Origin of the sequence: Micromonospora sp. DT31 (assembly GCF_049841795.1) — a bacterium.
In the GTDB taxonomy this organism is placed as follows: domain Bacteria; phylum Actinomycetota; class Actinomycetes; order Mycobacteriales; family Micromonosporaceae; genus Micromonospora.
Genome location: NZ_JBNCKZ010000020.1, coordinates 36,958 through 62,029 on the forward strand (window position 1 = coordinate 36,958; position 25,072 = coordinate 62,029).

26 protein-coding genes, 29 tRNA genes and 2 pseudogenes are annotated in these 25,072 nt (G+C 69.4%); 43 read left to right on the forward strand and 14 right to left on the reverse strand.

The window, feature by feature from the left end; genetic code table 11:
- Nucleotides 1–8 precede the first annotated feature (8 nt).
- From ACLQ2X_RS24510 to ACLQ2X_RS24525, 4 genes are read right to left on the reverse strand one after another with little or no spacing between them, the layout of a single operon-like run.
- Nucleotides 9–875 carry an XdhC family protein gene (locus ACLQ2X_RS24510; protein ID WP_425683449.1) on the reverse strand — a complete coding sequence of 289 codons (867 nt, stop codon included), beginning with the start codon at nt 873–875 and terminating at the stop codon, nt 9–11.
- Nucleotides 876–886: 11 nt separating this feature from the next.
- Nucleotides 887–3,277: an aerobic carbon-monoxide dehydrogenase large subunit gene (locus ACLQ2X_RS24515; protein ID WP_425683450.1), complete on the reverse strand. Its 2,391-nt coding sequence runs from the start codon at nt 3,275–3,277 to the stop codon at nt 887–889.
- Nucleotides 3,274–3,822: a (2Fe-2S)-binding protein gene (locus ACLQ2X_RS24520; RefSeq protein ID WP_425683451.1), complete on the reverse strand. Its 549-nt coding sequence runs from the start codon at nt 3,820–3,822 to the stop codon at nt 3,274–3,276. The genes ACLQ2X_RS24515 and ACLQ2X_RS24520 overlap by 4 nt, the downstream gene beginning before the upstream one ends.
- A 2-nt stretch (nt 3,823–3,824) precedes the next feature.
- Nucleotides 3,825–4,697 carry an FAD binding domain-containing protein gene (locus ACLQ2X_RS24525; protein WP_425683452.1) on the reverse strand — a complete coding sequence of 291 codons (873 nt, stop codon included), beginning with the start codon at nt 4,695–4,697 and terminating at the stop codon, nt 3,825–3,827.
- A 116-nt stretch (nt 4,698–4,813) separates the two neighbouring features.
- On the opposite strand from ACLQ2X_RS24525, the gene ACLQ2X_RS24530 reads away from it, so the two are divergent.
- From ACLQ2X_RS24530 to ACLQ2X_RS24555, 6 genes are all read left to right on the forward strand, one after another.
- Nucleotides 4,814–5,887 carry an XdhC family protein gene (locus tag ACLQ2X_RS24530; RefSeq protein ID WP_425683453.1) on the forward strand — a complete coding sequence of 358 codons (1,074 nt, stop codon included), beginning with the start codon at nt 4,814–4,816 and terminating at the stop codon, nt 5,885–5,887.
- Between the two features lie 103 nt (nt 5,888–5,990).
- On the forward strand, nt 5,991–6,407 hold the full coding sequence (locus tag ACLQ2X_RS24535) for an SCO4402 family protein (protein ID WP_425683454.1): 417 nt from the start codon (nt 5,991–5,993) through the stop codon (nt 6,405–6,407).
- A gap of 304 nt (nt 6,408–6,711) precedes the next feature.
- On the forward strand, nt 6,712–7,188 hold the full coding sequence (locus ACLQ2X_RS24540; protein ID WP_425683455.1) for a hypothetical protein: 477 nt from the start codon (nt 6,712–6,714) through the stop codon (nt 7,186–7,188).
- Nucleotides 7,189–7,455: 267 nt separating this feature from the next.
- Nucleotides 7,456–7,986, forward strand: a complete 531-nt coding sequence (locus ACLQ2X_RS24545) for a hypothetical protein (RefSeq protein WP_425683456.1) — start codon at nt 7,456–7,458, stop codon at nt 7,984–7,986.
- A 118-nt stretch (nt 7,987–8,104) separates the two neighbouring features.
- Nucleotides 8,105–8,302: a ferredoxin gene (locus ACLQ2X_RS24550; RefSeq protein WP_425683457.1), complete on the forward strand. Its 198-nt coding sequence runs from the start codon at nt 8,105–8,107 to the stop codon at nt 8,300–8,302.
- A gap of 513 nt (nt 8,303–8,815) precedes the next feature.
- Nucleotides 8,816–9,412, forward strand: coding sequence for a VanZ family protein (locus ACLQ2X_RS24555; RefSeq protein WP_425683458.1), 597 nt, complete (start codon nt 8,816–8,818; stop codon nt 9,410–9,412).
- A gap of 301 nt (nt 9,413–9,713) precedes the next feature.
- Here ACLQ2X_RS24555 and ACLQ2X_RS24560 read toward each other — a convergent pair whose 3' ends face one another.
- The gene (locus tag ACLQ2X_RS24560; RefSeq protein WP_425683459.1) at nt 9,714–9,971 is read right to left on the reverse strand and encodes a transcriptional regulator; all 258 of its coding nucleotides are present in this window, start codon (nt 9,969–9,971) and stop codon (nt 9,714–9,716) included.
- A gap of 213 nt (nt 9,972–10,184) precedes the next feature.
- Here ACLQ2X_RS24560 and ACLQ2X_RS24565 point away from each other — a divergent pair, with 213 nt between their 5' ends.
- The 32 genes from ACLQ2X_RS24565 (at nt 10,185) to ACLQ2X_RS24720 (ending at nt 14,283) form a co-directional block, all read left to right on the forward strand.
- Nucleotides 10,185–10,460 carry a hypothetical protein gene (locus tag ACLQ2X_RS24565; RefSeq protein ID WP_425683460.1) on the forward strand — a complete coding sequence of 92 codons (276 nt, stop codon included), beginning with the start codon at nt 10,185–10,187 and terminating at the stop codon, nt 10,458–10,460.
- A gap of 305 nt (nt 10,461–10,765) precedes the next feature.
- Entirely contained in the window at nt 10,766–10,897 is a 132-nt protein-coding gene (locus ACLQ2X_RS24570) for a hypothetical protein (protein ID WP_425683461.1), read from the forward strand.
- A 73-nt stretch (nt 10,898–10,970) separates the two neighbouring features.
- Nucleotides 10,971–11,043, forward strand: a tRNA-Trp gene (locus ACLQ2X_RS24575).
- A gap of 109 nt (nt 11,044–11,152) precedes the next feature.
- Nucleotides 11,153–11,228, forward strand: a tRNA-Pro gene (locus tag ACLQ2X_RS24580).
- A 1-nt stretch (nt 11,229) separates the two neighbouring features.
- Nucleotides 11,230–11,302, forward strand: a tRNA-Ala gene (locus tag ACLQ2X_RS24585).
- 128 nt (nt 11,303–11,430) lie between these two features.
- Nucleotides 11,431–11,504: transfer RNA gene (locus ACLQ2X_RS24590), tRNA-Glu, on the forward strand.
- An 89-nt stretch (nt 11,505–11,593) separates the two neighbouring features.
- Nucleotides 11,594–11,668: transfer RNA gene (locus ACLQ2X_RS24595), tRNA-Leu, on the forward strand.
- Nucleotides 11,669–11,673: 5 nt separating this feature from the next.
- Nucleotides 11,674–11,749 (forward strand) — tRNA-Thr (locus tag ACLQ2X_RS24600).
- A gap of 1 nt (nt 11,750) precedes the next feature.
- Nucleotides 11,751–11,823: transfer RNA gene (locus tag ACLQ2X_RS24605), tRNA-Gly, on the forward strand.
- Between the two features lie 37 nt (nt 11,824–11,860).
- Complete coding sequence (locus ACLQ2X_RS24610; RefSeq protein WP_425683462.1) at nt 11,861–12,304, forward strand: HNH endonuclease; 444 nt, start codon at nt 11,861–11,863, stop codon at nt 12,302–12,304.
- A 36-nt stretch (nt 12,305–12,340) separates the two neighbouring features.
- Nucleotides 12,341–12,412, forward strand: a tRNA-Gln gene (locus tag ACLQ2X_RS24615).
- 4 nt (nt 12,413–12,416) lie between these two features.
- A tRNA-Leu gene (locus ACLQ2X_RS24620) sits at nt 12,417–12,494 on the forward strand.
- An 80-nt stretch (nt 12,495–12,574) separates the two neighbouring features.
- A tRNA-Met gene (locus tag ACLQ2X_RS24625) sits at nt 12,575–12,650 on the forward strand.
- 1 nt (nt 12,651) lies between these two features.
- Nucleotides 12,652–12,735 (forward strand) — tRNA-Leu (locus ACLQ2X_RS24630).
- 71 nt (nt 12,736–12,806) lie between these two features.
- Nucleotides 12,807–12,882, forward strand: a tRNA-Asp gene (locus ACLQ2X_RS24635).
- Between the two features lies 1 nt (nt 12,883).
- A tRNA-Ser gene (locus tag ACLQ2X_RS24640) sits at nt 12,884–12,973 on the forward strand.
- Between the two features lies 1 nt (nt 12,974).
- Nucleotides 12,975–13,051 (forward strand) — tRNA-Val (locus ACLQ2X_RS24645).
- Nucleotide 13,052: 1 nt separating this feature from the next.
- Nucleotides 13,053–13,125 (forward strand) — tRNA-Arg (locus ACLQ2X_RS24650).
- A gap of 5 nt (nt 13,126–13,130) precedes the next feature.
- Nucleotides 13,131–13,203 (forward strand) — tRNA-Pro (locus ACLQ2X_RS24655).
- 5 nt (nt 13,204–13,208) lie between these two features.
- Nucleotides 13,209–13,297 (forward strand) — tRNA-Ser (locus ACLQ2X_RS24660).
- Nucleotide 13,298: 1 nt separating this feature from the next.
- Nucleotides 13,299–13,374, forward strand: a tRNA-Lys gene (locus ACLQ2X_RS24665).
- A gap of 3 nt (nt 13,375–13,377) precedes the next feature.
- Nucleotides 13,378–13,450, forward strand: a tRNA-Arg gene (locus ACLQ2X_RS24670).
- Nucleotides 13,451–13,459: 9 nt separating this feature from the next.
- Nucleotides 13,460–13,531 (forward strand) — tRNA-Lys (locus tag ACLQ2X_RS24675).
- A 2-nt stretch (nt 13,532–13,533) separates the two neighbouring features.
- Nucleotides 13,534–13,609, forward strand: a tRNA-Met gene (locus ACLQ2X_RS24680).
- A 2-nt stretch (nt 13,610–13,611) separates the two neighbouring features.
- Nucleotides 13,612–13,683, forward strand: a tRNA-Val gene (locus tag ACLQ2X_RS24685).
- 4 nt (nt 13,684–13,687) lie between these two features.
- A tRNA-Glu gene (locus ACLQ2X_RS24690) sits at nt 13,688–13,761 on the forward strand.
- 2 nt (nt 13,762–13,763) lie between these two features.
- Nucleotides 13,764–13,836: transfer RNA gene (locus tag ACLQ2X_RS24695), tRNA-Asn, on the forward strand.
- A gap of 43 nt (nt 13,837–13,879) precedes the next feature.
- Nucleotides 13,880–13,951 (forward strand) — tRNA-Val (locus ACLQ2X_RS24700).
- A 20-nt stretch (nt 13,952–13,971) separates the two neighbouring features.
- A tRNA-His gene (locus tag ACLQ2X_RS24705) sits at nt 13,972–14,045 on the forward strand.
- Nucleotides 14,046–14,133, forward strand: a tRNA-Tyr gene (locus tag ACLQ2X_RS24710).
- A 1-nt stretch (nt 14,134) separates the two neighbouring features.
- Nucleotides 14,135–14,208: transfer RNA gene (locus ACLQ2X_RS24715), tRNA-Arg, on the forward strand.
- Nucleotides 14,209–14,212: 4 nt separating this feature from the next.
- Nucleotides 14,213–14,283: transfer RNA gene (locus ACLQ2X_RS24720), tRNA-Cys, on the forward strand.
- An 83-nt stretch (nt 14,284–14,366) separates the two neighbouring features.
- On the opposite strand, the gene ACLQ2X_RS24725 is transcribed toward ACLQ2X_RS24720, so the two are convergent.
- Nucleotides 14,367–15,467, reverse strand: a complete 1,101-nt coding sequence (locus tag ACLQ2X_RS24725) for a DUF4185 domain-containing protein (protein ID WP_425683463.1) — start codon at nt 15,465–15,467, stop codon at nt 14,367–14,369.
- Nucleotides 15,468–15,568: 101 nt separating this feature from the next.
- Here ACLQ2X_RS24725 and ACLQ2X_RS24730 point away from each other — a divergent pair, with 101 nt between their 5' ends.
- Nucleotides 15,569–15,775, forward strand: coding sequence for a hypothetical protein (locus tag ACLQ2X_RS24730; protein WP_425683464.1), 207 nt, complete (start codon nt 15,569–15,571; stop codon nt 15,773–15,775).
- Here ACLQ2X_RS24730 and ACLQ2X_RS24735 read toward each other — a convergent pair.
- The 5 genes and pseudogenes from ACLQ2X_RS24735 to ACLQ2X_RS24755 form a co-directional block, all read right to left on the reverse strand.
- Nucleotides 15,772–16,413, reverse strand: a complete 642-nt coding sequence (locus tag ACLQ2X_RS24735; RefSeq protein WP_425683465.1) for a hypothetical protein — start codon at nt 16,411–16,413, stop codon at nt 15,772–15,774. The genes ACLQ2X_RS24730 and ACLQ2X_RS24735 overlap by 4 nt on opposite strands.
- On the reverse strand, nt 16,410–17,642 hold the full coding sequence (locus ACLQ2X_RS24740; protein WP_425683466.1) for a globin domain-containing protein: 1,233 nt from the start codon (nt 17,640–17,642) through the stop codon (nt 16,410–16,412). Before ACLQ2X_RS24740 ends, ACLQ2X_RS24735 begins: the two co-directional genes overlap by 4 nt.
- 63 nt (nt 17,643–17,705) lie before the next feature.
- Nucleotides 17,706–17,845: pseudogene (locus ACLQ2X_RS24745) on the reverse strand (nitric oxide synthase oxygenase); the annotation flags it as partial.
- Between the two features lie 158 nt (nt 17,846–18,003).
- Nucleotides 18,004–18,786: an HAD family hydrolase gene (locus ACLQ2X_RS24750; protein ID WP_425683467.1), complete on the reverse strand. Its 783-nt coding sequence runs from the start codon at nt 18,784–18,786 to the stop codon at nt 18,004–18,006.
- A gap of 56 nt (nt 18,787–18,842) precedes the next feature.
- A complete protein-coding gene (locus tag ACLQ2X_RS24755) occupies nt 18,843–20,162 on the reverse strand; it encodes a hypothetical protein (protein ID WP_425683468.1) in 1,320 nt (439 codons plus the stop codon).
- A gap of 538 nt (nt 20,163–20,700) precedes the next feature.
- Between ACLQ2X_RS24755 and ACLQ2X_RS24760 the strand changes: the two are divergent.
- Together ACLQ2X_RS24760 and ACLQ2X_RS24765 are read left to right on the forward strand one after the other, a co-directional pair.
- Nucleotides 20,701–20,874: pseudogene (locus ACLQ2X_RS24760) on the forward strand (transposase family protein); the annotation flags it as partial.
- Between the two features lie 174 nt (nt 20,875–21,048).
- Nucleotides 21,049–21,195 carry a hypothetical protein gene (locus ACLQ2X_RS24765; protein WP_210934774.1) on the forward strand — a complete coding sequence of 49 codons (147 nt, stop codon included), beginning with the start codon at nt 21,049–21,051 and terminating at the stop codon, nt 21,193–21,195.
- A 480-nt stretch (nt 21,196–21,675) separates the two neighbouring features.
- Here ACLQ2X_RS24765 and ACLQ2X_RS24770 read toward each other — a convergent pair whose 3' ends face one another.
- From ACLQ2X_RS24770 to ACLQ2X_RS24780, 3 genes are read right to left on the reverse strand one after another with little or no spacing between them, the layout of a single operon-like run.
- On the reverse strand, nt 21,676–22,077 hold the full coding sequence (locus ACLQ2X_RS24770; protein WP_425683469.1) for a hypothetical protein: 402 nt from the start codon (nt 22,075–22,077) through the stop codon (nt 21,676–21,678).
- Nucleotides 22,074–23,009 (reverse strand): class I SAM-dependent methyltransferase, encoded by a 936-nt coding sequence (locus ACLQ2X_RS24775; protein WP_425683470.1) that lies wholly within the window; start codon nt 23,007–23,009, stop codon nt 22,074–22,076. The genes ACLQ2X_RS24770 and ACLQ2X_RS24775 overlap by 4 nt, the downstream gene beginning before the upstream one ends.
- A complete protein-coding gene (locus ACLQ2X_RS24780; protein WP_425683471.1) occupies nt 23,009–23,302 on the reverse strand; it encodes a hypothetical protein in 294 nt (97 codons plus the stop codon). The genes ACLQ2X_RS24775 and ACLQ2X_RS24780 overlap by 1 nt, the downstream gene beginning before the upstream one ends.
- Nucleotides 23,303–23,358: 56 nt before the next feature.
- Between ACLQ2X_RS24780 and ACLQ2X_RS24785 the strand changes: the two genes are divergently transcribed.
- Nucleotides 23,359–24,003 carry a TetR/AcrR family transcriptional regulator gene (locus ACLQ2X_RS24785; protein ID WP_425683472.1) on the forward strand — a complete coding sequence of 215 codons (645 nt, stop codon included), beginning with the start codon at nt 23,359–23,361 and terminating at the stop codon, nt 24,001–24,003.
- Nucleotides 24,004–24,743: 740 nt separating this feature from the next.
- The gene (locus tag ACLQ2X_RS24790; protein ID WP_425683473.1) at nt 24,744–25,040 is read left to right on the forward strand and encodes a transposase family protein; all 297 of its coding nucleotides are present in this window, start codon (nt 24,744–24,746) and stop codon (nt 25,038–25,040) included.
- Nucleotides 25,041–25,072: the final 32 nt, after the last annotated feature.

Genomic DNA, 25,072 nt, shown 5'->3' on the forward strand with positions numbered 1-25,072 from the left:
GAACACGGCTACGCCGCCACAAGCCGGTCGAGGCAGCCGGGGCAGCAGAACCAGTGGTCCGTGCCGTCGATCCGCACGTGCGGGGTGTCCGGCCCGACCAGGACGGTCATCCCGCACACCGGGTCGACGGCCTGCTGGGGGAGCGCGACGGGCGCGGCGGGGGAGGAGGTGAGGCCGTCCACCCGGAGCGCCCGCACCACCTCGGCCATGACCGACAGCGCGATCTCCTGCGGTGAGCGCGCCCCGATCTCCAGTCCGGCCGGGGTCCGGACCCGGGCGCGCTCGGCGTCGGTCAGCGCCAGCTCGTCGAGCACCGCCGCGCCGCGGGTACGGCTGGCGACCAGCGCGATGTGGCCCACACCGGCGTCCAGCGCGGCACGGATGGCGCCCTGCTCGCCCTTGCCGAGGCCGGCCACCACGACCGCGGTCGCGCCGGCGTGGTCACCGGACGTGGCCACCTCGAAGTCGAGGAAGGCGGCCAGGGTGGCCACTGCCGCACTGATCGGCGTGTCGCCCACCAGACCCAGCACGGGCATGGGCAACACCGGGCGCAGGAAGATCTCGAGCGCGCCGCCCGAGTGGCACGGGTTGACCACGACCCGTGCCCCCGGGGTGTCGGGAAAGGCGGGCGCACCGTCCGGCAGGACCCGCAGCAGCAGCGCGCTACCGTCACGAAGGGCGTCCAGGGCGGCCGCCCGCACCGAGTTCTCGGCGCACACCCCGCCGACGAAACCCTCGATGGTGCCGTCCGGCAGGATCACGGCGTCGTCGCCGGGCCGGGCCGACGTCGGGTCCTGCGCCCGGACCACTGTGGCGTGCACGAACGGCGCGCGCGAGACGGTCAGATCACGCGCGCGGCGGGCAATCGTCGTCATGGCCACCTCCCCTAGATCGGCGGGCGGGCGTTGCCGCGCATCGCGTCCCAGACGCGCGACGGCGTCAAGGGCATGTCGGCATGCCGTACGCCGAAGGGTTCGAGGGCGTCGACGATCGCGTTGACGATCGCGGGCGGGGACCCGACGGTGGCCGACTCGCCCACGCCCTTCGCGCCGATCGGGTGGTGCGGGGACGGGGTGACGGTGAAGCCGGTCTCCCAGTCGGGCACCTCGAGCGCGGTCGGCAGCAGGTAGTCCATGAGCGACGCGCCGAGGCAGTTGCCGTCCTCGTCGAACGCGATCATCTCCATGAGGGCCATGCCGACCCCGTCGGCCAGCCCGCCGTGTACCTGCCCCTCGATGATCATCGGGTTGATCCGGGTGCCGCAGTCGTCGACGGCGATGAACCGCCGCACTGTGACCTGCGCGGTGCCGGGATCGATGTCCACCACGCAGATGTACGCCCCGTGCGGATACGTCAGGTTCGACGGGTTGTAGCAGATCTGCGCCTCCAACCCACCCTCGATGCCCTCGGGCAGGTCGCCGGCACCGTGGGCCCGCATCGCGATGTCCTGGATCGTCACGGTCTTTCCCGGGTCGCCCTTGACCCGGAAGGAGCCCTTGTCCCACTCCAGGTCGGCGACCGAGACCTCCAGCATGCCGGAGGCGATGATCCGGGCCTTGTCGCGGACCTTGCGGGCGACCAGGGCCGCCGCGGCACCGGAGACGGGGGTGGATCGGCTGCCGTACGTGCCGAGACCGAACGGTGTGTTGTCGGTGTCGCCGTGCACCACGTCGATGTCGTCCGGCGAGATGCCGATCTCCTCGGCGATGATCTGCGCGAACGTCGTCTCGTGCCCCTGGCCCTGGGACTGCACGCTGAGCCGGACCACGGCCTTGCCGGTCGGGTGCACGCGCAACTCACAGCCGTCAGCCATGCCCAGGCCGAGGATGTCCATGTTCTTGCGAGGGCCGGCGCCGACGGCCTCGGTGAAGAACGCGATGCCGATGCCCATCAGTTCGCCCCGGGCCCGCTTCTCCTGCTGCTCGCGCCGCAGGTCGGCGTAGCCGGCCATCTCCATCGCCAGCCGCATGGTCGGCTCGTAGTCGCCGGAGTCGTACACCCAGCCGGTCTTCGTCGTGTACGGGAACTGCTCAGGCCGGATGAAGTTCTTCAGCCGCAGCTCGGCCGGGTCCATGCCCAACTCGTCGGCGAGGCAGTCGACGATCCGCTCGACGAGGTAGACGGCCTCGGTGATGCGGAACGAACAGGCGTACGCCACACCGCCGGGCGCCTTGTTGGTGAAGACCGCTGTCATCTTGCAGTACGCGGCCTCGATGTCGTAGCTGCCGGTGAAGACCCCGAAGAAGCCGGCCGGGTACTTCACCGGGGCGGCGGTGCCGTTGAAGGCGCCGTGGTCGGCGAGGACGTTGGTGCGGATGGCCAGGATCCGGCCGTCGCGGGTCGCGGCGATCTCACCACGCATGATGTAGTCGCGGGCGAAGCCGGTGCTGATCAGGTTCTCGAAGCGGTCCTCCATCCACTTCACCGGCTTTCCGGTGACGATCGACGCGACGATCGCGCAGACGTATCCCGGATAGATCGGCACCTTGTTGCCGAAGCCACCGCCGATGTCCGGCGAGATCACCTGGATCTTGTGCTCGGGGATCCCCGCCACCAGGGCGTAGAGGGTGCGATGCGCGTGCGGCGCCTGCGTGGTGGACCAGAGGCGCAGCTTGCCGTCGACGGCGTCGAAGTCGGCGACCGCCCCACACGTCTCCATCGGTGCCGGGTGCACCCGCGGATAGACCAGGTCCTGGCTGACCACGACGTCCGCCCGGGCGAACACCGCCGCGGTGGCCGCCTCGTCACCTGTCTCCCAGTCGAAGCAGTGGTTGTCGGTCTTGCCCTCGAGGTCGTCGCGAATCACCGGGGCGTCCGGCTCGAGCGCGCGGCGGGCGTCCACGACCGGATCGAGGACGTCGTACTCGACGTCGATCAGCTCCAGCGCGTCCCGCGCCGCGTACCCGTCCTCGGCGACGACGAACGCCACCTCCTGACCCTGGAAGCGCACCTTGTCGGTGGCGAGCACGGCCTGCACGTCGTTGGAGAGCGTCGGCATCCAGGCCAGACCCTGCTCGGCCAGCATCGCCCCGGTCACGACCGCCGTGACGCCGGGTGAGGCCTCGGCGGCGCTCGTGTCGATGCTCAGGATCCGCGCGTGCGCCACCGGCGAACGGAGGATGGCCAGGTGCAGCATGCCGGGCAGCCGGACGTCGTCGACGAACCGGCCACGACCGCGTACGAAACGCGGGTCCTCCTTCCGCAGCATGCGGCCGTATCCGACCGGCTTCTGGTCGTTGTCGTGGAAGGTGTCCACGCGCTCGTGCACAGTCGTCATACGACGCTCCCGGCGGGCTGGCCGGCGTCGGAGATCTCGCCGGCTTCGCGTGATTCGGTGGTCTCGGTGACCGCGGCGGCCGCGTTGGCCTCGTGTACGGCGGCCCAGCGCACCGAGCGCACGATGGTGGCGTAGCCCGTACAGCGACAGATCTGGCCGGAGATCGCCTCGCGGATCTCCGCCTCGGTCGGGTCCGGGTTGCGGTTCAGCAGTGCGCGGGCCGTCATCATCATGCCGGGCGTGCAGAAGCCGCACTGCAGGCCGTGGCATTGGATGAAGCCCTGCTGGACCGGGTCGAGCTCGGCACCCTTCGCCAAGCCCTCGACGGTACGCACCTGGTGGCCGCCGGCCATCGCGGCCAGCACGGTGCACGACTTCACCGGTTCGCCGTCGAGCCAGACCACGCAGGTGCCGCAGTTGCTGGTGTCGCAGCCCGAGTGCGTGCCGGTCAGGCCCAGCACGTCGCGCAGGAAGTGCACCAGCAGCAGGCGACCCTCGATCTCCCGGGTGACCTCGACGTCGTTGACGGTCATGGTGACCTGCATGCTCAGCTCCTCGCCCGTTCCACGGCCCGGCGCAGGGTCCGTCTGGTCAGCTCGTCGGCCAGGTGCCGCTTGTAGTCCGCGCTGCCCCGCTGGTCGGTGGTCGGATCACAGCTACGGGCGGCGACCGCACCAGCCTGCTCGAACAGGCGCTCGCTGGGCTCCTGCCCGCGCAGCGCCGCCGAGATCTCCGGGATGCCTGTGGTGTTCGGGCCCACCGCGGCCAACCCGACCCGGGCGTCCCGGATCACGCCGCCGTCGAGCCAGACCGCCGCGCCGGCCGAGACCACCGCCCAGTCGCCGGCCCGGCGCTCGACCTTCTCGTAGGCGCTGCCGCAGCCCGGCCGCACCGGCAGCCGGATCTCGACCAGGATCTCCCCGTCGCCGACGGCCGTCTCGTACGGCCCGACGTGGAACTCCTCCATGGACACCACCCGTTCGGCGCCGCCCGGCCCACGGATCACGCAGCTCGCGTCCAGGGCGGTGCAGACCGCGGACAGGTCCTCCGACGGGTCCGCCTGGCACAGGGAGCCGCCCAGGGTGCCCCGGTTGCGCACCACCGGATCGGCGATCACCCGCTCGGCGTCGGCGAAGATCGGGAAGGCCGCCGTCAGGGTGGCGGACTCGAGCAGTTCCCGGTGCCGGGTCAGCGCACCGATGCGCAGCTCGCCGGGGCCCGCCTCGATGTAGCCGAGCTCATCGTGCAGATCGTTGATGTCGATGAGATAGTCGAAACTGGCCAGCCGCAGCTTCATCATCGGCAGCAGGCTGTGCCCGCCGGCGATCAGCCGTGACGTGCTGCCCAGCCGTTCCATCAGGCTGATGGCGTGGTCCACACTGGTGGCTCGTTCGTATTCGAACGGGGCCGGCACCTGCATATCGCACCTCCGGAAGTCGTCAATGTGGTGCCGGCGCCTGCGGAAGTCAACGCCGACCTAAGCAAGTCCTTAGGTCGGCGTTGACGGTGCCGCGGCCGCTCACGGATCGTGCGCCCATGCGAGACATCGTCGACGGGTTGACCGCATGGCGTGCCGCCGACGTCAGGTTCGCCGTCGCGACAGTCGTCCGGACCTGGAAGTCGGCGCCCAGACCGCCGGGCGCGGCCATGGCCGTCTGCGCCGACGGTGAGGTCGTCGGCAGCATCTCGGGAGGGTGCGTCGAGGGCGCGGTGTACGAGCTCTGCCGGGAGGCGATACGCACCGGCCAGGCACGCACCGAGACCTACGGTGTCGGTGACGACGACGCCTTCGAGGTGGGCCTGACCTGCGGCGGCACCATCGAGGTCCTGGTCCAGCCGGACGTCGTGCTGACCGAGCCCGACGCGGTGCTCGCCGCGATCCGCGCGGGTGCGCCGGTGGCGACGGCGTCGGCCGGGAGGGCCCAGATGGTGGTCTGGCCCGACCGGGTGGCCGGCACGCTCGGCGACGCCGACCTGGACCGCGCGGTAGCGCAGCAGGCCGAGGGCATGCTCGCCCTCGGCACCACCGGAACCGTCCAACTCGGTACGCGCGGGCAGCAGCGGCACGACGAGGTGTCCGTCTTCGTCCAGTCCTACCTCCCGCCACCACGGATGATCGTGTTCGGCGCGATCGACTTCGCCGTCGCGGTGGCCCGGATCGGCCGCTTCCTCGGCTACCACGTCACGGTGTGCGACGCCCGTCCGGTGTTCGCCACCCGCAAGCGCTTTCCCGATGCCGACGATCTCGTCGTCCAGTGGCCGCACACGTACCTGGAGTCGACGGCCGTCGACGAGCGCACGGTGCTCTGCGTCCTCACCCACGATCCGAAGTTCGACGTCCCGCTGCTCGAGGTCGCCCTGCGCACCCCCGCCCGCTACATCGGCGCGATGGGCAGCCGCCGCACCCACGCCGACCGGCTGTGCCGCCTGCGCGAGGCGGGTGTGGACGAGGCCGCCCTCGCCCGGCTTGCCTCGCCGATCGGGCTCGACCTGGGGGCGCGGACGCCGGAGGAGACCGCCGTCGCGATCGCCGCCGAGTTCGTCGCCCTGGCCGCGGGAGGCTCCGGCCGACGGCTGACGGACCTCGACACACCGATCCATCACCGCTGACCGACATGCGGCGCAGGGAGCTCGGCGGATCGGTCCGCAGCAGGCCCGCGGCATCCGTGCCGCCGCCAGGGCCGGCGGCCGCCGTTGACCCGCAGAAGGCATCATGGAACTGGTCACCGCACCCGCCCGCAACGACCGGATCGGCAGCAGCATGTCCACCGTCGCCTGGCCCGACCGCAGGGCCGACATCGTCAACGCCCTGCACGTCCTCGCGACGCTGCGCCCGTACGAGCCGACAACCTGGCCCGGCCTGAGCGAAGCCGTCCACTGGCTCATCGACGACACCTTCTGGGACCAGCGTCACCCCCGCGACGACATCGGCACCATCCTTACCGGCGCGGGTGAGGCCGACGCGATCAGTGCGACACTCGAACCCTTGAGCGCCGTTCTCGACGAACTCGGACCCACCGCCTCCGACGACGACTACCTCACCCACCCCCGATGGCACGAGGTCACCCACGCCGCGACCGGCACCCACCAGCTCATGACCGGTGAAACACCGACCCGGCCCCGGCGCTGAACGGACGAGCAGAAGCCACTGCGCGGAACGCGCCCGGATATGATCTCGCCCCGTCCCACCCGAGCGCTCAAGGTCGTCTCGGTCTCCGGGGAGGATTAACCCGGTCAACCATGGTTGCGATGTCGAACCGGTCGTCCACCATTTCCTACGACGGCCGGCGAGCCAACCGCTACAAAGGATGAAAAGGGGCGCATTCGATCCGGTTCGAATTCTTGGACCGGCACCAGGGCCTTCCGCCAGTGTGGACGTAACCCGGCGGGACGGCCGCCAGTGGACCGGAAGGAACCTGATGGTGCGACTTCGAATGAACATCATGGCGGCGGTGACGCTGTTGATCACCGCGTTCTCCGCCCTGTTGGCCGTTCCGGCCAGCAGCGCGGCAGCGGCGGCGGCCTGTGCGACGGACATCAGGTCCGCCCAGTACGTCACCTATCGGGGACAAGCCTCCGATTCATCTTTGGGTGCGGTGCAACTTCGCGAGGACAACTGCGGGAACTACTGGGCCTACGTCCAGATCTACGGCGGCGCCTTGACCTCCAACGAGTACGCACAGGCCTGGGTCAGCCGCTGGGACAACGGGGTCCGCACAGCGATCTACTCCTGCGACTCGCCCGGAGGCAACGGACACGTCAAAGCCGGTGAGACCACTTGTGTCACCCCGAAAATCCGGAGCAGGAACTCCTCATCGTTGTTCATCGCCTCCGCGCACTACTACCACCGCACATCGTCGACGGGTCCCTGGATCGACGAATACTGGGGACAGACACCAGCAGTGCGCTGAGGGCAGCGCGTCAACGACGCCGAGTGCGCCCTGTCTGCCCGTGGTGGGCGGTGAAGCCACCGCCCGCGAGTACGGCGACCACGTTGTCGTGACGGCGAACACGCGGGCGGGTGCGCGTCGGCGGGCGAGTCAAACCGAAGGAGGCCCTGCCCAGCACTTCAGCTGGTCAGGGCCTCCTTCGAGGCTCCTGACGGAACCGAACCGTCGACCTACGCTTACCGAACGTCACGGTCGACGGGAGTGTGGATATATCTAGGGTTCGGGCGGGTGGAGCCGCGTCGTGCGGCGCGGCAGTTCGTGACGGGGCTGCTGGCTGACCCTGACCGGATCACCGCTGACCTGCCGGGCTGGGCGTGGCAGCGCCGCAGCGCGGGCGGCGTCACGTTCACCATCATCGAGCCGGACACCACGCGCGACCCGGGGCAGATCGACGCTTTCATCGAAGATCACGGTGGCGCTGGTGTGCAACATGTCGCCTTCCGCACGCAGGACATCGTGGCGGGGGTCCGAACCTGCGCCGCCCAGGGCGTGCCCTTCCTGTCCACGCCGGGCGAGTACTACCAGGCGCTGCCGGAGCGCCTCGGCCCACTCGGCGTGCCGGTGGAGCAGCTGCGCGAGCTCAGCATCCTCGCCGACCGGGACTATGTCGGCGTCATGCTCCAGATCTTCACGGCTTCCACCCACCCGCGACACACGCTCTTCTACGAGCTGATCGAACGGCGCGGTGCCCGTAGCTTCGGCACGAACAACATCAAGGCCCTGTACGAGGCGGTCGAGCGTGAGCAGGCCAGGGCGTAGGCCTGACGGGCGTCAGCCGACGATGGCGGCCGTCGTGCCGATCCCGTCGTCCCCGCCTGGGAAGGGCCGCCCTTGGCCTCCGGGCGCCGTCCGCCAACCAGCGGTGGAGGAATCGCCGATGCGAGTGGAATTCGACGAGCCGAGGTGCATCGCCGCCGGTCAGTGTGTCATGGCCGCGCCGGACGTCTTCGACCAGCGCGACGAGGACGGCGTGGCGATCGTCCTGGACGCCACGCCCGGCCCCGATCAGCATGAGGGGGTGCGACAGGCCGCGGCGGTGTGTCCCGGTCTGGCGATCCGGCTGGTGGAGCAGTGAAGGAAGTCCTCGCGACCGCGGCCTCCGTGGCCGACCTCGGCCCCCGACGCCGCCGCGCGGAGCGTCGCGCGCCCTGACGGCAACGGGTGCCCGGCCCACGGCTCACCGCCGGGCAACGGCACCGGCGTCGTCGAAGTGGCCCCGAGAAGACCCGAACTACCGGCCGACGGCCATCGTGGAAGCCTCGCGGGGGCCCGCCGAGATCGTCACCTCTGACGGCCGGATCGATGCGCGGCCCGCCACGATCGTCAAGTATCGGCGCCCGCAAAAGGTCGACGGTAGCGTGAGAGACGTGGTGAGGCCCGGGTGGGCGGTTGAGCGGACGCCCCGCGGGGAGACATGTTCTGATGTTCTCCACAAATGGCCCGTGCCGGCCTGCCGGGGCGGGCATACTCCGCCGCGGTGTGGCATGGTCCGGGCGACTGCGCGTCACGCCGGGCTGTGACCGGAACAGCCGGCCGTCCGTCGGGACGACCGGGGCTGATCCGCGGTCGCACAGGAAGTGGAGATGGGATGGTTGCTGGCTGGCACGGCTGGTTCGGTACGTTCACCGGCATTGCACTGCTCGCGGCGGTCGTACTGCCGTTGGCCGCGCTGGTGGTATGGGCTCTTGCCCGCCGTCGCGTCGCCGCCGGAGTCACGCCGGCATGGGCGTGGCGGATGTCCCTGGCCGAGGTCGGCATGGTCTACGGGACGGTGCCATGGGTATGGATGACGATGCTGCCGGACGGTCCGGCGGGCGCCGTCGCAGCCGATCGCATCATCCTGGTACCAGGGCAGGATCTCCTCGCGATCTCTGCGGCCGGACCGCTGAGGCTGGCGGGTCAGGTCGTCGTCAACCTGCTGGTGTTCGCGGCGCTGGGGTTCTTCGCTCCGCAGCGGTTCGCGGTGCTGGCGTCGGTGCCGCGGATCCTGGCGCTCGGCGCGGGCTGTTCGCTCCTGGTCGAGATGGCGCAGCACATTCTGCTGGAACGAGTGTCGTCCGTGGATGACGTGCTGCTCAACGCCGCCGGCGCCGGGCTGGCCGCGCTGACCTCGCGCCGCTGGTGGCGCGCTCGCGCCGCCGTGTCGGCGGATCAGTCTCGATCAGTCACGGCACCGGGACGCTGAGCGATTGCCGGGCGACGAGCCCGTCCGAGAGCGACGGTCTGCGAGAGCACGCCCCGCCGGTCATTCTCCGCCATCCACGGCCTGGCATCGACCGCGTAGTAGTAGCCGTGGCCGAGGACGACAAGACCGCCACCTCGTACCGGGCCACCGTCACCGTCGTCGGACCACTGCAACGGCAGTTGGCAGGGACAGCCGCGTCATCGGGAGTGGCAGACGCGCTCGGTGTTGGCGTCACCGGTGGGGCCATGCCCAGACGCGACCCGTCCCGGACCTCATCTGCGGTGGTCATGGAAGCCCGCTGTCACCGCCGGCGCATGACCGCGTAGACCATCCTGCTGCTCGCGAACTCGGAGACAGTGATCAGTTCCCAGCCGAATCGTTCCAGCACCTCGGCGGCGGCGACCGCCTGCGTGACCTGATCACCCCCCACCCCGCGATGCGACAGCACAGTGAGAAGCCGATACGGGTAGACGTGCAAGTCGACACTGCCGCCAAGGACCGCGTCGGCGGTGACCGTTCTCGTGCGGGCTATCTGTTCCGGTGTCTCACGGGACGCCATACGTGAACCCTATCCGTCACGTGGACGGACAGCCGCACCCGGGACAGCGGATATGTTCGGGTGGTGTTGCCCGGGGCCGTATTTGTCCGGCCATGGATGATCGACTTGGGCACCTCGCCGAAGTGCGCGAACGCCCGCCGGTGGCACTGCCCAGAACACCGATGGGCAGAGATGCTGAGGCGACAGGCGGGATGGCTGGACGACGCAGGCCGGGTGGTCGAGGCGCTGGCGCTCGGCGAGGAAGCGATCACAGTCGCTCGCGAGGCCGTCGCCCGCAACCGGGCCACCAATCTCAAGATCTTGTCGTATGCGCTTGAGGAGCAGGCGGCGCGGCTCGAGAAACTGCCCCGTCCCGGTACACCGCAGGCACGCCGCCACGCCGCCACGCCACACTCCGGCAAGAAGAAGGTACGCAGGGCAAAGGCGATGGCGCGGGAAGCGCAGGAGTTGTGGGCGGAGTACCAACACGGCGATTCCGCCTCCGGCTGAGCGAAGCCACCGCGTGCTTCCTCGCGCCACACGTTGCCGCCCAGCGGTGTCAGGTCCCCCGCTGGTGCGCGCCAAGGGGCCGGCCGTGGCCTCCAGCGTAGATCACAAAAAAGTTGATCTAGGCGAGAAGCCCGCTCAGGTAAGCCCCACCTGGTGACTGAGGATGGCGAGGAGTAAAGCGGTGATGCCCTTGGCGCGTCACTCACGGCGGCATGAAGGTGGCTCGGAATATCCGTTGCCATCCTGTCGGCACAGCGCTTACCTTGAATGAGCAAGGCCAACCGGACCAACCCGAGGAGTTCCCCGTGTCGCAGTACTTCTTCACCGAATCCACGCGGTTCATGCCGCGCGGCGGTGTCGTGCTGCCCTCGGTCGGGCGAGCCCATGACCTTTGCCTGAGCGAGCAGAACTGGAAGCCGGGGTGGCGGCGCGAATAGCGCCAGCGCAAGCTGCGAAGCCGCCCACCCCGCCAGGGAGAGGGCGGCTTTTTCGTTACCCGAACAACTTCATAGGGGTGTAGCTCAACTGGTAGAGCACCGGTCTCCAAAGCCGAAGGTTGCAGGTTCGATTCCTGCCGTCCCTGCTTCTCGTCCCGGCCGCGGCCGGCGGCGTTGTTGATTCTCAACTCCACAGTGGATGGCATTGTTGGACCCCCGGCCGGCGCCTGTACGGGCCGGTCGGGGGCATCACCTCCGGGACGAGGGAGACGGTTGACCCGCTCGCTTTGGGAGCGAGAGACACGGGGTTCGACACCCCGGTCCCGGACCATGGGGTTGTAGCTCAGATGGCAGAGCGTCGGCGTGGCACGCCGAAGGCCGAGGGTTCGAGTCCCTCCTTCTCCACGTACCGATGCCCTCCTGGCGTACCTGGCAGCGCACGGGGGTGAAATCCCCGAGGACTCCGTTCGAGTCGGGGGGAGGGCACGTTGGCGGGGTCGTTGGCGCGCGACCGCGATCCCCGCCAGTTCCATGGGCCGTTGGAGCAAGCTGGCAGCTCACCTGGTTCTCAGCCAGGAGGTTACGGGTTCGAGCCCCGTACGGCCTACGCCCGAAATGCCATGCGGTCGTGGTGAACTCGGCGGACACGTCGGTCCTCCACACCGAAGAAGCGGGGTCGGTGCCCGCCCGGATCACGCCTCGGTAGCCCAACTGGTAGGAGGCAGCGCCGTCAAACCGCGCACAGTGCGAGTTCGAATCTCGCTCGGGGCACTCACGCCGTCGTAGCTCGGTTGGTAGAGCAGCGCCATGGTAGGGCGCAGGCCGCCGGTTCGATCCCGGCCGACGGCCCCACGCGGACGTAGCGCAGTTGGTAGCGCGTCACCTTGCCAAGGTGAAGGTCGCGGGTTCGATCCCCGTCGTCCGCTCTCACGATCACCGGCCACAACAAGAAGGGCGGGCCCGGTGGACGCCGTTCTCGTCCTCAATGCCGACCTGGGACCGCTGCACCGGGTCCCGATCAAACACGCGATCCGGATGCTCATGCGCCAGGTCGCCGAGATCCACGAGGCCGAGCCCGACCGGCTGATCGGCATCTTCCCGGTGCCCCGGGTGCTGCGCCTCGTCCGGTACGTCGTCACCCGGTGGCGCTACACCCACGGACCGGCCTGGAGCAAGGGTGCCGTGCTGCGTCGCGACGGCCACCGGTGCGGCTACCGCGCCGCGCCGGCAACCACGGTCGACCACGTCCTGCCCCGCTCCCGCGGCGGGCGGAACACGTGGCAGAACACGGTCGGCGCCTGTTACGCGTGCAACCAGCGCAAGGCGAACCTCACTCCCGCCGAGGCGGGCATGCGGTTGCTCCGGCAGCCCACGGTTCCCTCCTGGTCGAACATGATGCAGCGCTGATCTGGGCCGGCGGGCCCGCGGCCCGCCGGCCACCCTTCCCGGGTGGTCTAGTCGGCATGACGCCGCACTCTGGATGCGGAGAGCTGGGTTCGAATCCTGGCCCGGGAGCCCTGCCCTCGTAGCCCAACGGTAGAGGCACGGTCGTGAGGCGGCCGACAGGTGGCGCGTTCGAATCGCCCCGAGGGCACCACGCCAGCGCAGCACGACAGGCCGTGCGCCCGTCTCGTAAGCGGGAGGATCCGGTTCGAGGCTTGACGTTGGCTCTTCCTCGTCGACGTAGCTCAGGTGGTAGAGCGGCCGGCTCATAACCGGCAGGTCCCCGGTTCGACACCGGGCGTCGGCACCACGCGCTCGTGGTGGAACTCAGGTAGACACGCCGGCCTCAGAAGCCGGTGCCGAGAGGCGTGGGGGTTCGACTCCCCCCGAGCGCACGTAGCAAGACCATGGGGTCGTCGCTCAGTTGGTAGAGATCCGCGACGACGCCTTTACGTCAGCCGGCCGAGCCCTGTCGGTCCAGCGGAGTGGACGCCCGCCTGTCGAGCGGGAGAGCGCCGGTTCGAATCCGGTACAGGGCGCCACGGGGAGGTGGCCGAGTCCGGTCGATGGCAGCGCGTTGCTAACGCGTAGCGGGTCACACCGCCGCAGGTTCGAATCCTGTCCTCCCCGCCAGGTCGTCGTAGCTCAGCAGGTCGGAGCGCTTCCCTGACAAGGAAGAGGGCGGCGGTTCGAGCCCGCCCGGCGACACCACGCCCCCGTGGCTCAGCGGATAGAGCACTGGATTACGGATCCAGGGGTCGCGCGTTCGAATCGCGCCGGGGGCACGTATCGGGATGTGGCGCAGTCGGTAGCGCGCCGGTCTCGGGGACCGGAGGCCGTCGGTTCGAGCCCGGCCATCCCGACTCGTGGTGGGGCCACCCGACAGGTGACGGGCGCCGCCTCGAAAGCGGACAGGGCCGCAAGGCCTTGGGTGTTCGACTCCCTCCCTCACCGCCATGCGCCGGTAGCTCAGAGGCCAGAGCTGCGGACTCTTAATCCGTAGGGCGTGGGTTCGACTCCCACCCGGCGTACCACTTGCCCCGCTAGCTCAGCGGATAGAGCACCGCTCTCCTAAAGCGGGTGCCGCTGGTTCGAGTCCAGCGTGGGGCGCAGCACGATGCCGCCGGCGCCTGATGGCCGGGCTCCGGACTTTTAATCCGGACTGCGGAGGTTCGATTCCTCTCGGCGGCACTTGCGGGGTAGAGGAGTTCGGTCGTCCTCGCCGGCCTCATAAGCCGGAAATCGCGGGTTCGAATCCCGCCTCCGCTCCCGCCGCGGTAGCTCAGCGGGAGAGCAACGCCTCGACAAGGCGTAGGTCGCTGGTTCGATCCCAGCTCGCGGCACAGACGCGCGTTCGGTTATGGGTAGGCCCCTAGCCTTTCAAGCTGGTGAAGCGGGTTCGAGTCCCGCACGCGCGACCATTCCGGCGTCGCCCAATCGGTAGGGCAGCGGACTGTTAATCCGTACAGGTACTGGTTCGAGTCCAGTCGCCGGCGCGATGGAGGGGTCCCGGGTTCGAGTCCCACCCCTTGCGTGTACGCCCGCGTAGCTCAACGGGAGAGCACCTGGTCCACACCCAGGGGGTAGGAGGTTCGACACCTTCCGCGGGCACTGGCCTTCGGGCCGAGGTTGTGGCTGTAGCTCAATGGCAGAGCGCCGGGTTGTGGTCCCGGAGGTGCCGGGTCAGTACCGGCCAGTCACCCCAGTGGGTGCGCCACCGATGGAGAGGTGGGGCGGCCTGTAAAGCCGTTGCGTTCAACGCTCAAGGGGTTCGAGTCCCTTCACCCGCACCACGCCCCCGTAGCTCAGCGGATAGAGCACCAGCTTCCGGAGCTGGGTTGTCGGAGGTTCGAGTCCTTCCGTGGGCGCCTTGGTCGTGTGCCCGAGTGGTCAGGGAGCGGTCTGCAAAACCGCGTACGCCGGTTCGAATCCGGTCACGGCCTCGACTGCCATCCACTGCGGACAGCGAGCGGAATGCCGATCGGAAGCGGGACCACTGCGCGACCGGCACCGCCTACGGCACCACTCACACCGAGCCGGCGAACTGGCTGACGTGGTAGGCGGTGCTGCGGTTGTCCGGCGTCCTGGTCCACTTCGAGACCATCAGGTGCAGGTCATTGGCCCGCCGGCTGGACCACGGGTGAATGAAACCGCCGTACAGGCCGGGCTCCTGGAGGGGGGTGACCTGGATCTTCTCGTTCGTCCAGACCTGGTCCGGGCCGGACGCGGTGCGGGTCACGATGCACCCGATGCTGCCGTTGAGATAGGACATCACCCAGGTGCCGTCGGCGAGCCGGCGCACCGACGGCTCGCCGAAGCGGCCCGTCAGAATGGGCGTGCACGGGCGACCCCAACCCCAATTGCTGCCGTTGTAGCCCCAACCCTCGTACGACTCGGGGAAGAACAGGCGGTCCCAGCGCACCCGGCGGAGCATCATCGGCCCGGGCTGGCGACCCGCGCGCACCGAAAAGACGTACACCCAGTCACCGTCGCGCTGCATCGTCCACATCTGGAACGGGTCGGTGTTGGTTCCGTCGTTCCACCACTTCAGCGGCGTACGGATGAAGTCGTTGCCGTTGTCGCTGTACGCCAGCCCGGCATAGCGAGTCCGCCAGTACGGTGCGCCCCAGTTCTCGATGCTCATGTACGACACGATCTGGCGGCGGGTCTCCGGGAAGGAGATGCCGTCGCTCGGAATGACCGTCACCTCCCAGAGGCCGTCGATGCCGATCCCGTTGTGGCCGTTGCGCATCAACTCTGGGGCGCGGCCGTTACCGGCGACGCGGGCAGCGCTGTCGAAGACGATTCCACCGGCGGCGCCGGGGTGCACGGCCGATCGCAGCATCACCGGTGAACGCCAGTCGTTGGGCACCGGCGGCCCCTCCGGCCACGGGGTGTTGAAGGTGTCACCAAAGAGGTAACCGATGGAGCCGTTCTCCAGTACGTACGGGATACCGAGGTCCGTGCCCGCGACCTGCCACCTGTGGTTGGTGTCGAGGTCGGCGCCGGTGAGACGTTTGCGCCAGGTGGCGGCGTGAGCCGTACCGGGGGCCAGGGCCGGTGCGCCGACCGCGGCCACGCCGGCGGCGGCCATGGTGCCCAGAAGTGAGCGGCGGGTGATCGTCATGACCGTCCTTAGTCGCGGGTGGAGGCGATCTCAAGGGTTCCCAGCGGCGGAAATCGATTTCTCTGGAAGAAAAAGTTACGTCCATCGATAGGATTGGTCAAGTGCCCCGACACGGGAACCCACCCCGAGTAACTGCGGAGCGACAGTCGGTGCAGGCGGGTCGCGCCGGCGGAACTCGGTGGGCGCCCGGCATCGAACTGGCGCAGGCGTCGTACCAGGAGATGCTGCCGCCTGCGGCGGTGCCGGGGCTCGGTGTCCTCGTCGTCGCCGCCCTCATCGGCGGGTTGGACACCGGCCGCATCCGCTAGTCCTTGATCGCACGCATCAGCATCTCGCTGGCCTCCCCGGCGGCCAGGGCAGTGGCCCGCAACCGCTCAGACTGGTCGGCGAGGTGTGCCTGCCACTGGGCCAGGTGCTCGTGTGCGCTCCGGGTGGCGTCCAGCAGCTCCTCGTGCCTCGCCCGCAGGCTCTGCAGCTGGTGCCGTAACTCGGCGGCCTGCGGGCCGGCGTATCCGGTGCCCTGAGTGGCCTGCTCGTGGGCCTGCCTGATGATGTCCTCAGCCTGACGACGAGCGTCGGCAAGGATCTCCGCGCCCTCCGCGCTGGCGTCACCGATCGTTCGATTGGCTTCCTCCTGAGCCCGCATCGACAGCTCGACAACCATCGGGTCAACCGCCTGTGGTGAGGCGCTGGGCAGGGTTCCGTGGCGGAGCATCTCGATCTGGCCGAGCAGGCTGTGGACCTCGCGCCCCCTGCGGTCGATCTCCCCGCGCAGCAGCTCGATCCGGTCGTCTGCGAACTGCGCGGTCGCCGCCACCTCGGCTGCCGAATACCACTGCCTGCCTCGCGACCGGCGAGAGGTGATCAGCGTCAGCCGTTGAGCGACCTCGCCCGGCTGGGGTAGCTCAGTGTCCGGCGCGAGGTGTCGGGCACCGTCGATGGTCATCGTGCTCCTGTCCAGGTGAGGTCTCGCGGGGCCGGCGGTCGAGCGGCCGACAGAGGTGGGTAGTGCGAGTGGTCGTAGGTTTCCGTGAGAACGCTAGCGGCGTCCACACCGCATTCGGTGAGGGCAGCCATCGATGCCCGGGTCATCGCGGGGGATCCGCACACGAGAATGTCAGCATCGGCCCAGGGGCCGATGCGAAGGGCGGTGTCGACGGCCCGACCGACCTCGCCGTCCCAGCCCCACCCGATCTCCACAGTCGGTACGTAACGCAACCACGGCTCGGCGCTGCTGCCAGCCCACCCCGCCGCGGGCGAGGACGCCGCCAGCTTCAGGAGCGCCTGGTGGTCGTACAGGTCGTCGGGGGTCTTACCACCTACCACCAGAGTGGTGGGCCGGCCGTGGCCCTGCTGAAGTTCTTCCACGATCGCGCGAAGGGGCGCTACGCCGGTGCCGCCGGCGATCAGGAGCAGCGGCCGGTGGGGCGCCCGGTCGTACGCCGACAGGGCGGTGCCGACAGGGTGTCCCAGCAGGAGCTTGTCGCCAACGGCCGCCCGCCTGACCAGGTGCGTGGAGAACCGACCCGTCGCGCGAACGTGGAACTCCATGGTTCCGCCGGAACGGGGTGCGTTGGCAGGAGACAGGTACCGCCAGGTGCGCAGGGCGGGAATCTGCGTCGGCAGTGACTGCCCCGGCAGGTATTCGCACCAGTAGTTCGGTCGGACGGTGAGCACACAGACGTCGACGCGGCGGCGTTCTACGCTTGTCACCTCAGCCTGCCAGAACGGGGGCGTGAGCCGTTCGGACTCAGCCGCGCCGGTGAGCATCAGCTTCGCGACCGCCTCGTACGCCGAGGCCCACTCGGCGCTGAGGCTCGGCGTCCACCGGGGGCCGAGGAAACGCTGCAGCGTTGCCAGCAGCGCCTGGCCGACCCAGGTGTAGTGACGCTCGGACAGTTGCACCGATCGGCCCTCGCGGTCAGCTCCGTGGAACCGCCGGTGGTCGGCACCGAGGCGATGCGCGAACGTGGTGAGCGCGTCAGGATCGTCGATGTTCGTGATGATGTGCCCGAGCGCGGCGAGGAGCTTGTCCTCCTGGTATCGCATGTCGACGGGGAACATGGCGCGGGCCTCGGGGGCGGTCACGAACAGGGTCGCGTAGAAGTACTTGGCCGCCTCGGGACCGGCGACGGCAAGTTGGCTCCAGCTCTGGCGCAGCGCTGTGATGTCCACGTGTCAGCCCTCCTGCTGTGTGGCGAGGCGGATCCGCGACCAGGCGCCGTAGCCGGCTCGTCCCGCGCACTCCTCGGTGGTGTCCAGTCCCAGCCCTTGAGCCACGGGCTGCAGCTGGTTGTACCGGCCGGCGTCGCACATGTTGCAGGTACCGATCTGGTGGGGAGGTAGTGCCCGCGGAGCAGGGCGCAGTTGTAGTCGACCATAACCTCCACCGATCAACCACGCTGCCCACCTATGATCGATACGACGATCCGGTCCGCGGCCACCGGTGAGCCGGAGTCGGTGGCCGCCGCAGCCGTGCAGCTGGGTCAGGTGCTGCGCGAGTTGTCTCCACCCGAGTCCACCGAACGACCCATCGTCACGTACTGGCCGACGACCCGGCGGAAGCTTCCCAGGTTCGTCGCAGCAGTGCGAGCAGCTCAAAGCCGTCTTCAACCCGGGCGTCCGGTCGCAGATCATCGTGTGGTGGTTCACGGTCCGTGCGGGGCGAACGCATGAGGATCGCCGCCTGGGCGCCGGCACGTCGCGCGCAGGCGACGTCGCGGCTGCGGGTGTCACCGATGAACCAGCAGGCGTCGATCGGAACCCCGATGGCGTCGGCCGCGAGGAGCGCGAGGTGCGGGTTGGGTTTGCGGAGGCCGGCTTCATCGCTGTAGAACTCGGCCGCGAAGAAGCCCGACAGCCCGGCGCGAGCGAGGAAGTCACGGTGGGCCGCGCCGCAGAGGGTGTTGCTGACGACGGCAAGAGGCAGACCGGCGTCGGAGGCCGCCCGAAGCGCTTGCGGAATCCCGGGCCGCACTTCCCACTCCGGCCGCCAGGTCCATGCGTACGCCAGGGAGGTGGCTTCCCGCTCGACGGCGGTGCGGGCCGGTTGGGGCCAGGAGTGAGTGACGAAATCGGCCCACACCCGCGAGTGCGGCAGCTCGGTCGGCTCATCCGTGTTGCCGATGTCGTCCCGCCACCGGGCGTAGGCGCGAGCGCCCTCGCTGACGTCGGCGGTGATCCGCTGGATGGGCACCGTGCCGGCGACGAGGCGGAAGAGCCGGTCGACCAACGCAGGCGGCGCCGGAGGCTGTGGGGAAGGCGCGTCGACCAGGACGCCACCGAAGTCCACCAGGAGCGCATGCGGGGAGCGAAGCATGACCACCATCCTCCATGTTGCGCGACCCCAACGGGTGGGCATAGTGCGGTCGGCGTTCACGCCTGAGACAGGCGCTCGGCGGAGGCCTGGCGCACCGCTTCATCCTCGACGGCGTCGTCCCGCAGCGCGGCCAGCCGGCGTCGGGTGTCGTCGGTCAGCGGGACGTGCCGGACGGCCAGGAGCCGCACGTCCACCTCACAGTCGAAGAGGTGGATCGGCAGAACGCGGGCCGTTCCTGCTGGATCGAGACGCAGCAGGCTACGCAGGTAGCTGGCTCGCTCGTAGCTGTGTGGGGACGCTTGTGTCAGCCACCGCAGACGGCGGATCAGCCTGGTCCGTAGGTCAGCGTGGGCCAGAGAAGGGTGATCGGCGAGGATCCGGGCGAGCCCTTCGGTGAGTCGGTCGTGGCCGCACCAGTCGTCGGTGAGCCGGTCTAGCGCGGCGAGGATCGTGGGCATGTCCTGCTCCTCACCGTGTTCGGCGAGCAGGTGCGCGGCGGCATCGTGCAGGGGATGGGCGCTGTCGCCGGACCACCGCCGGGCGGTGGGGACGATCTGCGGGCCGAGGACGCGAAGCGCACCGAAGAGTCCGGCCTGCCGTTCGGCGGCCAGCTGCTCCGTCACGTCGAGCAGCTCCGGCACCGGCCGGCCTCGGTGGCGGATCTGGCGCAGCGCGGTTGGTTTCACCGGCCGAGTGGTGTCCGCCGACCGCAGCAGCATGATCAAGTCGGCGTCGCTGCTCGCTGACAGGTCGATCCGCTGGGGTGGGGCGAGCTGCCGACTGCGGCGTGCCGTGTCCAGCACGGCATCCATTCCCGCGTCGCGGCCACGCCAGCTGCGCCACGGCTCGGCATCCGGCCACACCTCTGTCGCGTGCGAGGGCGCGATGCGCCCGGCGGCGACCTCCCACAGGTTGTCCCACCACTGCGGGGGCCACCTGAGCGCCACCGTCGTGAGCGCGTCGATCCAGCGGGCGCCCTGACGGACATACGCCCGCAGCGTCTCGTGTGCCTGCTCGCTTCCCTGGCGAGCCAGCGTCTCCAGGACGCCGACAGCGAGGTTGAACTGGTTGTCGTCGTCGGCCGGGTCTTCCTCCGGCCAGGGACGGTACGGCCCGCAGGCGTCGAGCTGCGCGACCAACGGGGTGATGTCGAGACGCAGATCGCGCAGCAGCCGGGCCAGGTAGGTGTAGCGGTCGTCCACCTGCCAGTCCCATCGGGTGTCGCGAGCAGTGCATTCGTAGACCAGGCGGGCGCGATCGGGCCGCTCCAGCAGCCGCATGACCGCGATGCCCCGCCCGCGCTGGAGTGCTCCCAGAGTGGTGCGGTAGGGCGCGTAGTGCCACTCGTGCGAGAGGCGATCGGTTTCACGGTCCATCACGCAGAGGATGAGGCCGGCACGCGGAACCGACCAACCGAATTGTCGACCCTGGCTTTCGTCGATGAGGCTCGTTTCAGCGGTGTGGCATGGTGCGTGGGCGATCGACAGTCGTGGGGCGTTGGAGGCCGTGGTCCGGCACGCCGTGGACCTGGCGGGACGATTACGACGACGTGGCACCCGTCGTCACGGCGCTGGGGGCGTGCGGGGACACCAGTCTGGTGCCGCACCTGCAGGCTGAGATCATCGACCTGATGCACGCGGATCGGGCGGCCGGCCGCCGCGCGGCATAGCCGCAGCACCTTGAGCTCTTCCTGGTCGAGCGGGGCTCGCCCAGTGATGACGGCCTGCGACAGGATCGGCCGCGCTGGGCGTACCCCACGGCCATGTTGACCGCGAAGGTCGCGAAGAGGAGGAACCTGCTCGCCGCCACCACCGACGACCTGGCCACGGCGATAACCAGGATCCGCCTGCTGGCCTACGCGATGTCGACGGCATCCTGAGCCTTTCCAAGCTGATCTTGCAGCTCACGGCGGGTGTGGCAGGCACCCTGAGCCACCTCGCCGAACGCATCCGCGGCCACCGTAAGCAGCGCTGATCCCGGTGGCGGCGCCTCGAACCCGGCCGGCAGGCGCTGCTCGCCCTGGCTCATCTGCGTAACGGCGGCACCTACTCGCGACTCGCTGCCGGCTTCGAGATCGGAGTCGCCACCGTCCGGGCACGTGGCCGACGAGGGGCGTCGATCTGGTTGGCATCGTCGAGGTGGTCGGGCTCGAGTTCGAAGACGGTGCGGAGGTCAGGGTGCACGAGCAGGCACGGGCTTGACGATCGGGTGGGCAGGGGCAAGGATCGCACCGCCCGTCAGCCAACCCCTGAGGAGACTGTCATGTCTGTGCAAGCGTTTCTGTATGTCGTCGCGGTAATCCTGCTCGTGCTCGCCGCGCTGCCCCTTCCCACCCGAGGTGTCTCGCTCGCACTGCTCGGGGCGGCGTGCGCCCTGCTGGCCTATGCCTGGCCGGTGATCACCGGCTAAGGCGTGTTTCAGAAAGTCGTGGTGGTCGATGAACGTCCCGGCGTGGCGGTGATCGACTACTGAAGAGGTCTCCGGCATCTGGTTCTGCGACGAAGCAGGAACTTCATACCGGAGACCTCGTGGCCGCCTTGGCGGTGACGAGGCGGCACGACCTCACCGACGCTCAGTGGTGGTGGCTCGCGGTTGCGTCCACGGAAGACGCGGTGAGCACGGATCAGGCGGGTAGGACTGCCAAAGCTCGTCGTCGGGCAGCCCGTCCACCTGGGCGGACGTCAACGCCCGGCGGGCCTGCGCCTCGCTCCTGGCCGAGCTGGACGCGCATCCCCGGGTGGCGATGCAGGTCCTTCGGCACGGGCAGTTCGCGACCACCCCACGCTTGGCCAGCCGATCTCCGAGCCGGCGAAGGCGTCTTCGATCGCGGGTGGTCCGACAGCTGAGCCGGCGACCGGATGCCGATCAGGGCGTCGCCGGCTGCGGCGTCTACAGCCGTTCGAAGCTCCCCATGCCGGCGAGTTCTAGTACCTCCGTCCGGGTCGCCGGACATTCCTGCCGGGTCTGGTCGTCGATCTGACGGCCGGTCGGCACGGCACCCTGCTTCTCGTACCAGGAGTAGAGGTTCACGGTGAGGTTGGCCATCGTGCCCGTCTCGGACCCGATCCCCCTCAGCGTCGGCAACTGGCCGTCCAGGTAGGTACACACCTCCTTCGCCGACACCGGCGTAGAGCCGCCGGCCGGAGCGGATCCGACGGCGCTGGACGCGCCGGCTGCTGCGGGAGTGTCCGGTGCCGCGGCCCCGGAGGGCTCGGGCGCGTCGGCGTCGGCACACGCCGTCAGGGCGAGCACAAGACAGAGGGTCGGCGCGAGCATTCGGATCGTTCTCATCGGTTGTCGTCCTCACGTGGTTGTCGGTGGTGAATGGCCGGCGGACGGGCCACGGCGGACGGCTTGTCAGTTCTGGCGGCCACCGCGGTGATGAGCCAAAGGCCGGCGGGCAGTCGGTAGCCGGCGCCTGGTTCACGAAACCGGTCGAGCAGGCGGACCGCCCCCGCCCGGGCCGAAGCCTGCTCAGTCAGCGGAGCCGCCCGGTACGCGGCACCGGCGGGGCCGACCTCGATAAGCCATTCGGCCACCGCATCGGCGTCGTCCGGAGCGTTCATGGTGACGTCACACGGCGTGATCGTTACGGCGGTAAAGCCGGCGACGGTGAGGACCCGGGCGAGTCTCGCCGGGTCGGCGAAGGAGAACGGACCGGGCTCGTCACCCACCGGTAGCGGTGGTAGCGACCCGAGGTACGGTGCTGCGCCGAGCATCGGCGCGAACATCCACGGGTTGACGCTGCCGTCGCGGAAGACAGTCGCGGCGAGGCGTCCTCCCGGTCGCAGTGACCGCCGGATCGTGGTGCAGCCGGCGACCGGATCCGCCAACAGCATCAGGGTCATTCGCGAGAACGCCGCATCGAACGGTGCCCCCGGCACAACATCCAGAGTGTCGATGTCGGCCGCGCGGAACCGGATACCCGGGTACCGGTCCGTGGGGAACCGTTGCCGAGCGGCGGTCACCATCGCCTCGGTGATGTCGACACCGACCGCCGCGCCTGTCTCGCCGACCGCCGCGGCCAGTTCGGCTGTGGTGCCGCCGCAGCCGCAGCCCACATCAAGGATCCGTTCGGCGGGCCGCGCGGCCAATCGATCCATGGCCGGCGCGCCCAACGGTCGACCGATCTCGTCCTGTCGATCGGCGTGGCGAATCCAGCCAGCTGCCGCTCCCGTCCAGAATGCGGCGTTGCGGGACCGCAGGGCGGCGGCGTCGGCCATCAGAACGGCATCTCGGAGCCGTCGACACTCATCGATCGGAAGTGGGCCGCCTTCGTCGGGTCGAAGCCGTCCTCCTGCGCCGCCAAGCCCGCAGCACGGACCAGCCGTTCGGACTGGAACCGACGAAATGCCGCTTCGTCCTGCCAGATGTTGATGATTCGCCAGCCGTCCTCGGTCGGCCCCGCGACATGGGCGATGAGGCCCGGCGGCCGGTTCGGTCCGAGGTGCCGCTCCACCTGCTGGTACTCCGCCTCGCTGACGCCGGGCATCTCCTGCAACACGCCGAACGGCATGGCCACCACCTCTCGATAGAGTTAGACTCTATCCAATAGAGCACTACACTCGCACAGTGGTTGTCAAGAGACGCTATGACTCTTCCCGTCGACAAGAGCAGGCACGACAGACCCGGCGAGCGATCCTCGAAGCGGCTGGCCGGCTGTTCGTCGACCCCGGCTACGCGGCCACACCGCTGACCGCTGTCGCTGCGGAAGCCGGCGTCGCGGTCCAGACTCTGTACGCGGTGTTCGGCAGCAAGCGGCAGCTGCTCTCCCAGCTGGTGGACGTCACCCTGGCCGGCGATGACGAACCGGTGGCCCTGCCGGACCGGCCCTTCGTCGCCGAGATCCGCGCGCTCGCGGACCCCCGCGCCAAGCTGGCCCGCTACGCCCGCCACCTGGTCGACGTCAACGCGCGGCAGGTTCAGGTGATGCTCGCGCTGGCCGCAGCGGCCACGGCCGACCCGGACGCCGCCGAGATCTGGCGCAAGAACATCGAAGAGCGTCGCCGTGGCATGGCCATGTTCGCCGCGGAACTCATCGGCACGGGAGCCCTCCGCCCTGACCTGGACGTCGAACGGGTGGCCGACATCCTCTGGTTGGCCCAGGACGTCCGCAACTTCGACTGGCTCGTCCGGCAACGCGGATGGTCATTGGAGCAGTACCAGCGGTGGTATGTGGACACCGTCAGCGGCGCCACCATCGCCGGCGCCGCATAGCGGATCGGCTCAGCCACTCGCCGAGCGGGTAGGGGACATGGGCTTCCGTGAACTCCCGGTGACCCACGCCATCGATCAGTTTCCCCTCGGCCGCATCACCCTTCTCCAACTCCGCCGCGGTCGCCCTCGCGGCGGATCGGGCCCGAGCGCTGGCTGTGATCGTCTCCGCAGTCGACGTGCTCGACTACACCGACGCAACGGCCGCTCACTGCGTCAGACTCATCGCGCACGTAGGCGCGCCGGAACACCACGCGGAACGCATGACCTGATCATTGCCGGGCACGCCGCAGAAACCGGGCGAGTCCTCCTCAGCAGCGACGCGAAAGCCCGCCTTGGCGACCTGCCCAACGTCCTGGCAGCGCAGCCCTGATGGATCAAACCGGGTGGTCGGCCTCGACGATGCCGCTCATCGGCGGCGTGGGCGCCGCCATCGCGCAAGACATCGCTCACCGGCTGACCTGGAATGCAGGATTCACGACAGTACGACAGGGGTGGATCTGGATGCTGTGGCCACCGAGGAACTGGCCGCTCACGTCAGTGAGGTCAGATCTGTCGGGTTCGAGCCTCCGGACATCACAGCGGGGAGCGGCGGACGCGTTCGGTAGCGGTCCTGTTCACTTCGTCCCGAGGCAAGCCGCTGACAGACTCGGCCCCTGCGGAGGCGTAGGAGACGGATGAGGCCGCATCGCTGATCATGGAGTTGTGAGGCTTCACGACTCCGAGGAAGACCCCACCCGTCGATGGCATCATCTCTCGTCCCCGCACTGGCCGTAGCCGCACCCGCCTCCATCGCCGAGGCCGTGCCAGTCACCGACGGTGAACACGGCGGACTGTTGCAGGCGCTCGCTGCTGTTCCTGATCCACGCGATCCACGGGGCGTGCGTCACCCGCTGACCGCGCTGCTGGCGGTGGCGGTCTGCGCCGTCATGGCCGGAGCGACGTCGTTCGCCGCGAGCACCGTGACCGACATGGTCGTCGAGCCGCGTCATACCAGCCCCGGCGCACGGATCGCCCGGACCACACCGGCGCGCGGGTAAGCCCCAGCCGCCGCCCGATTCCATCCGTTAGC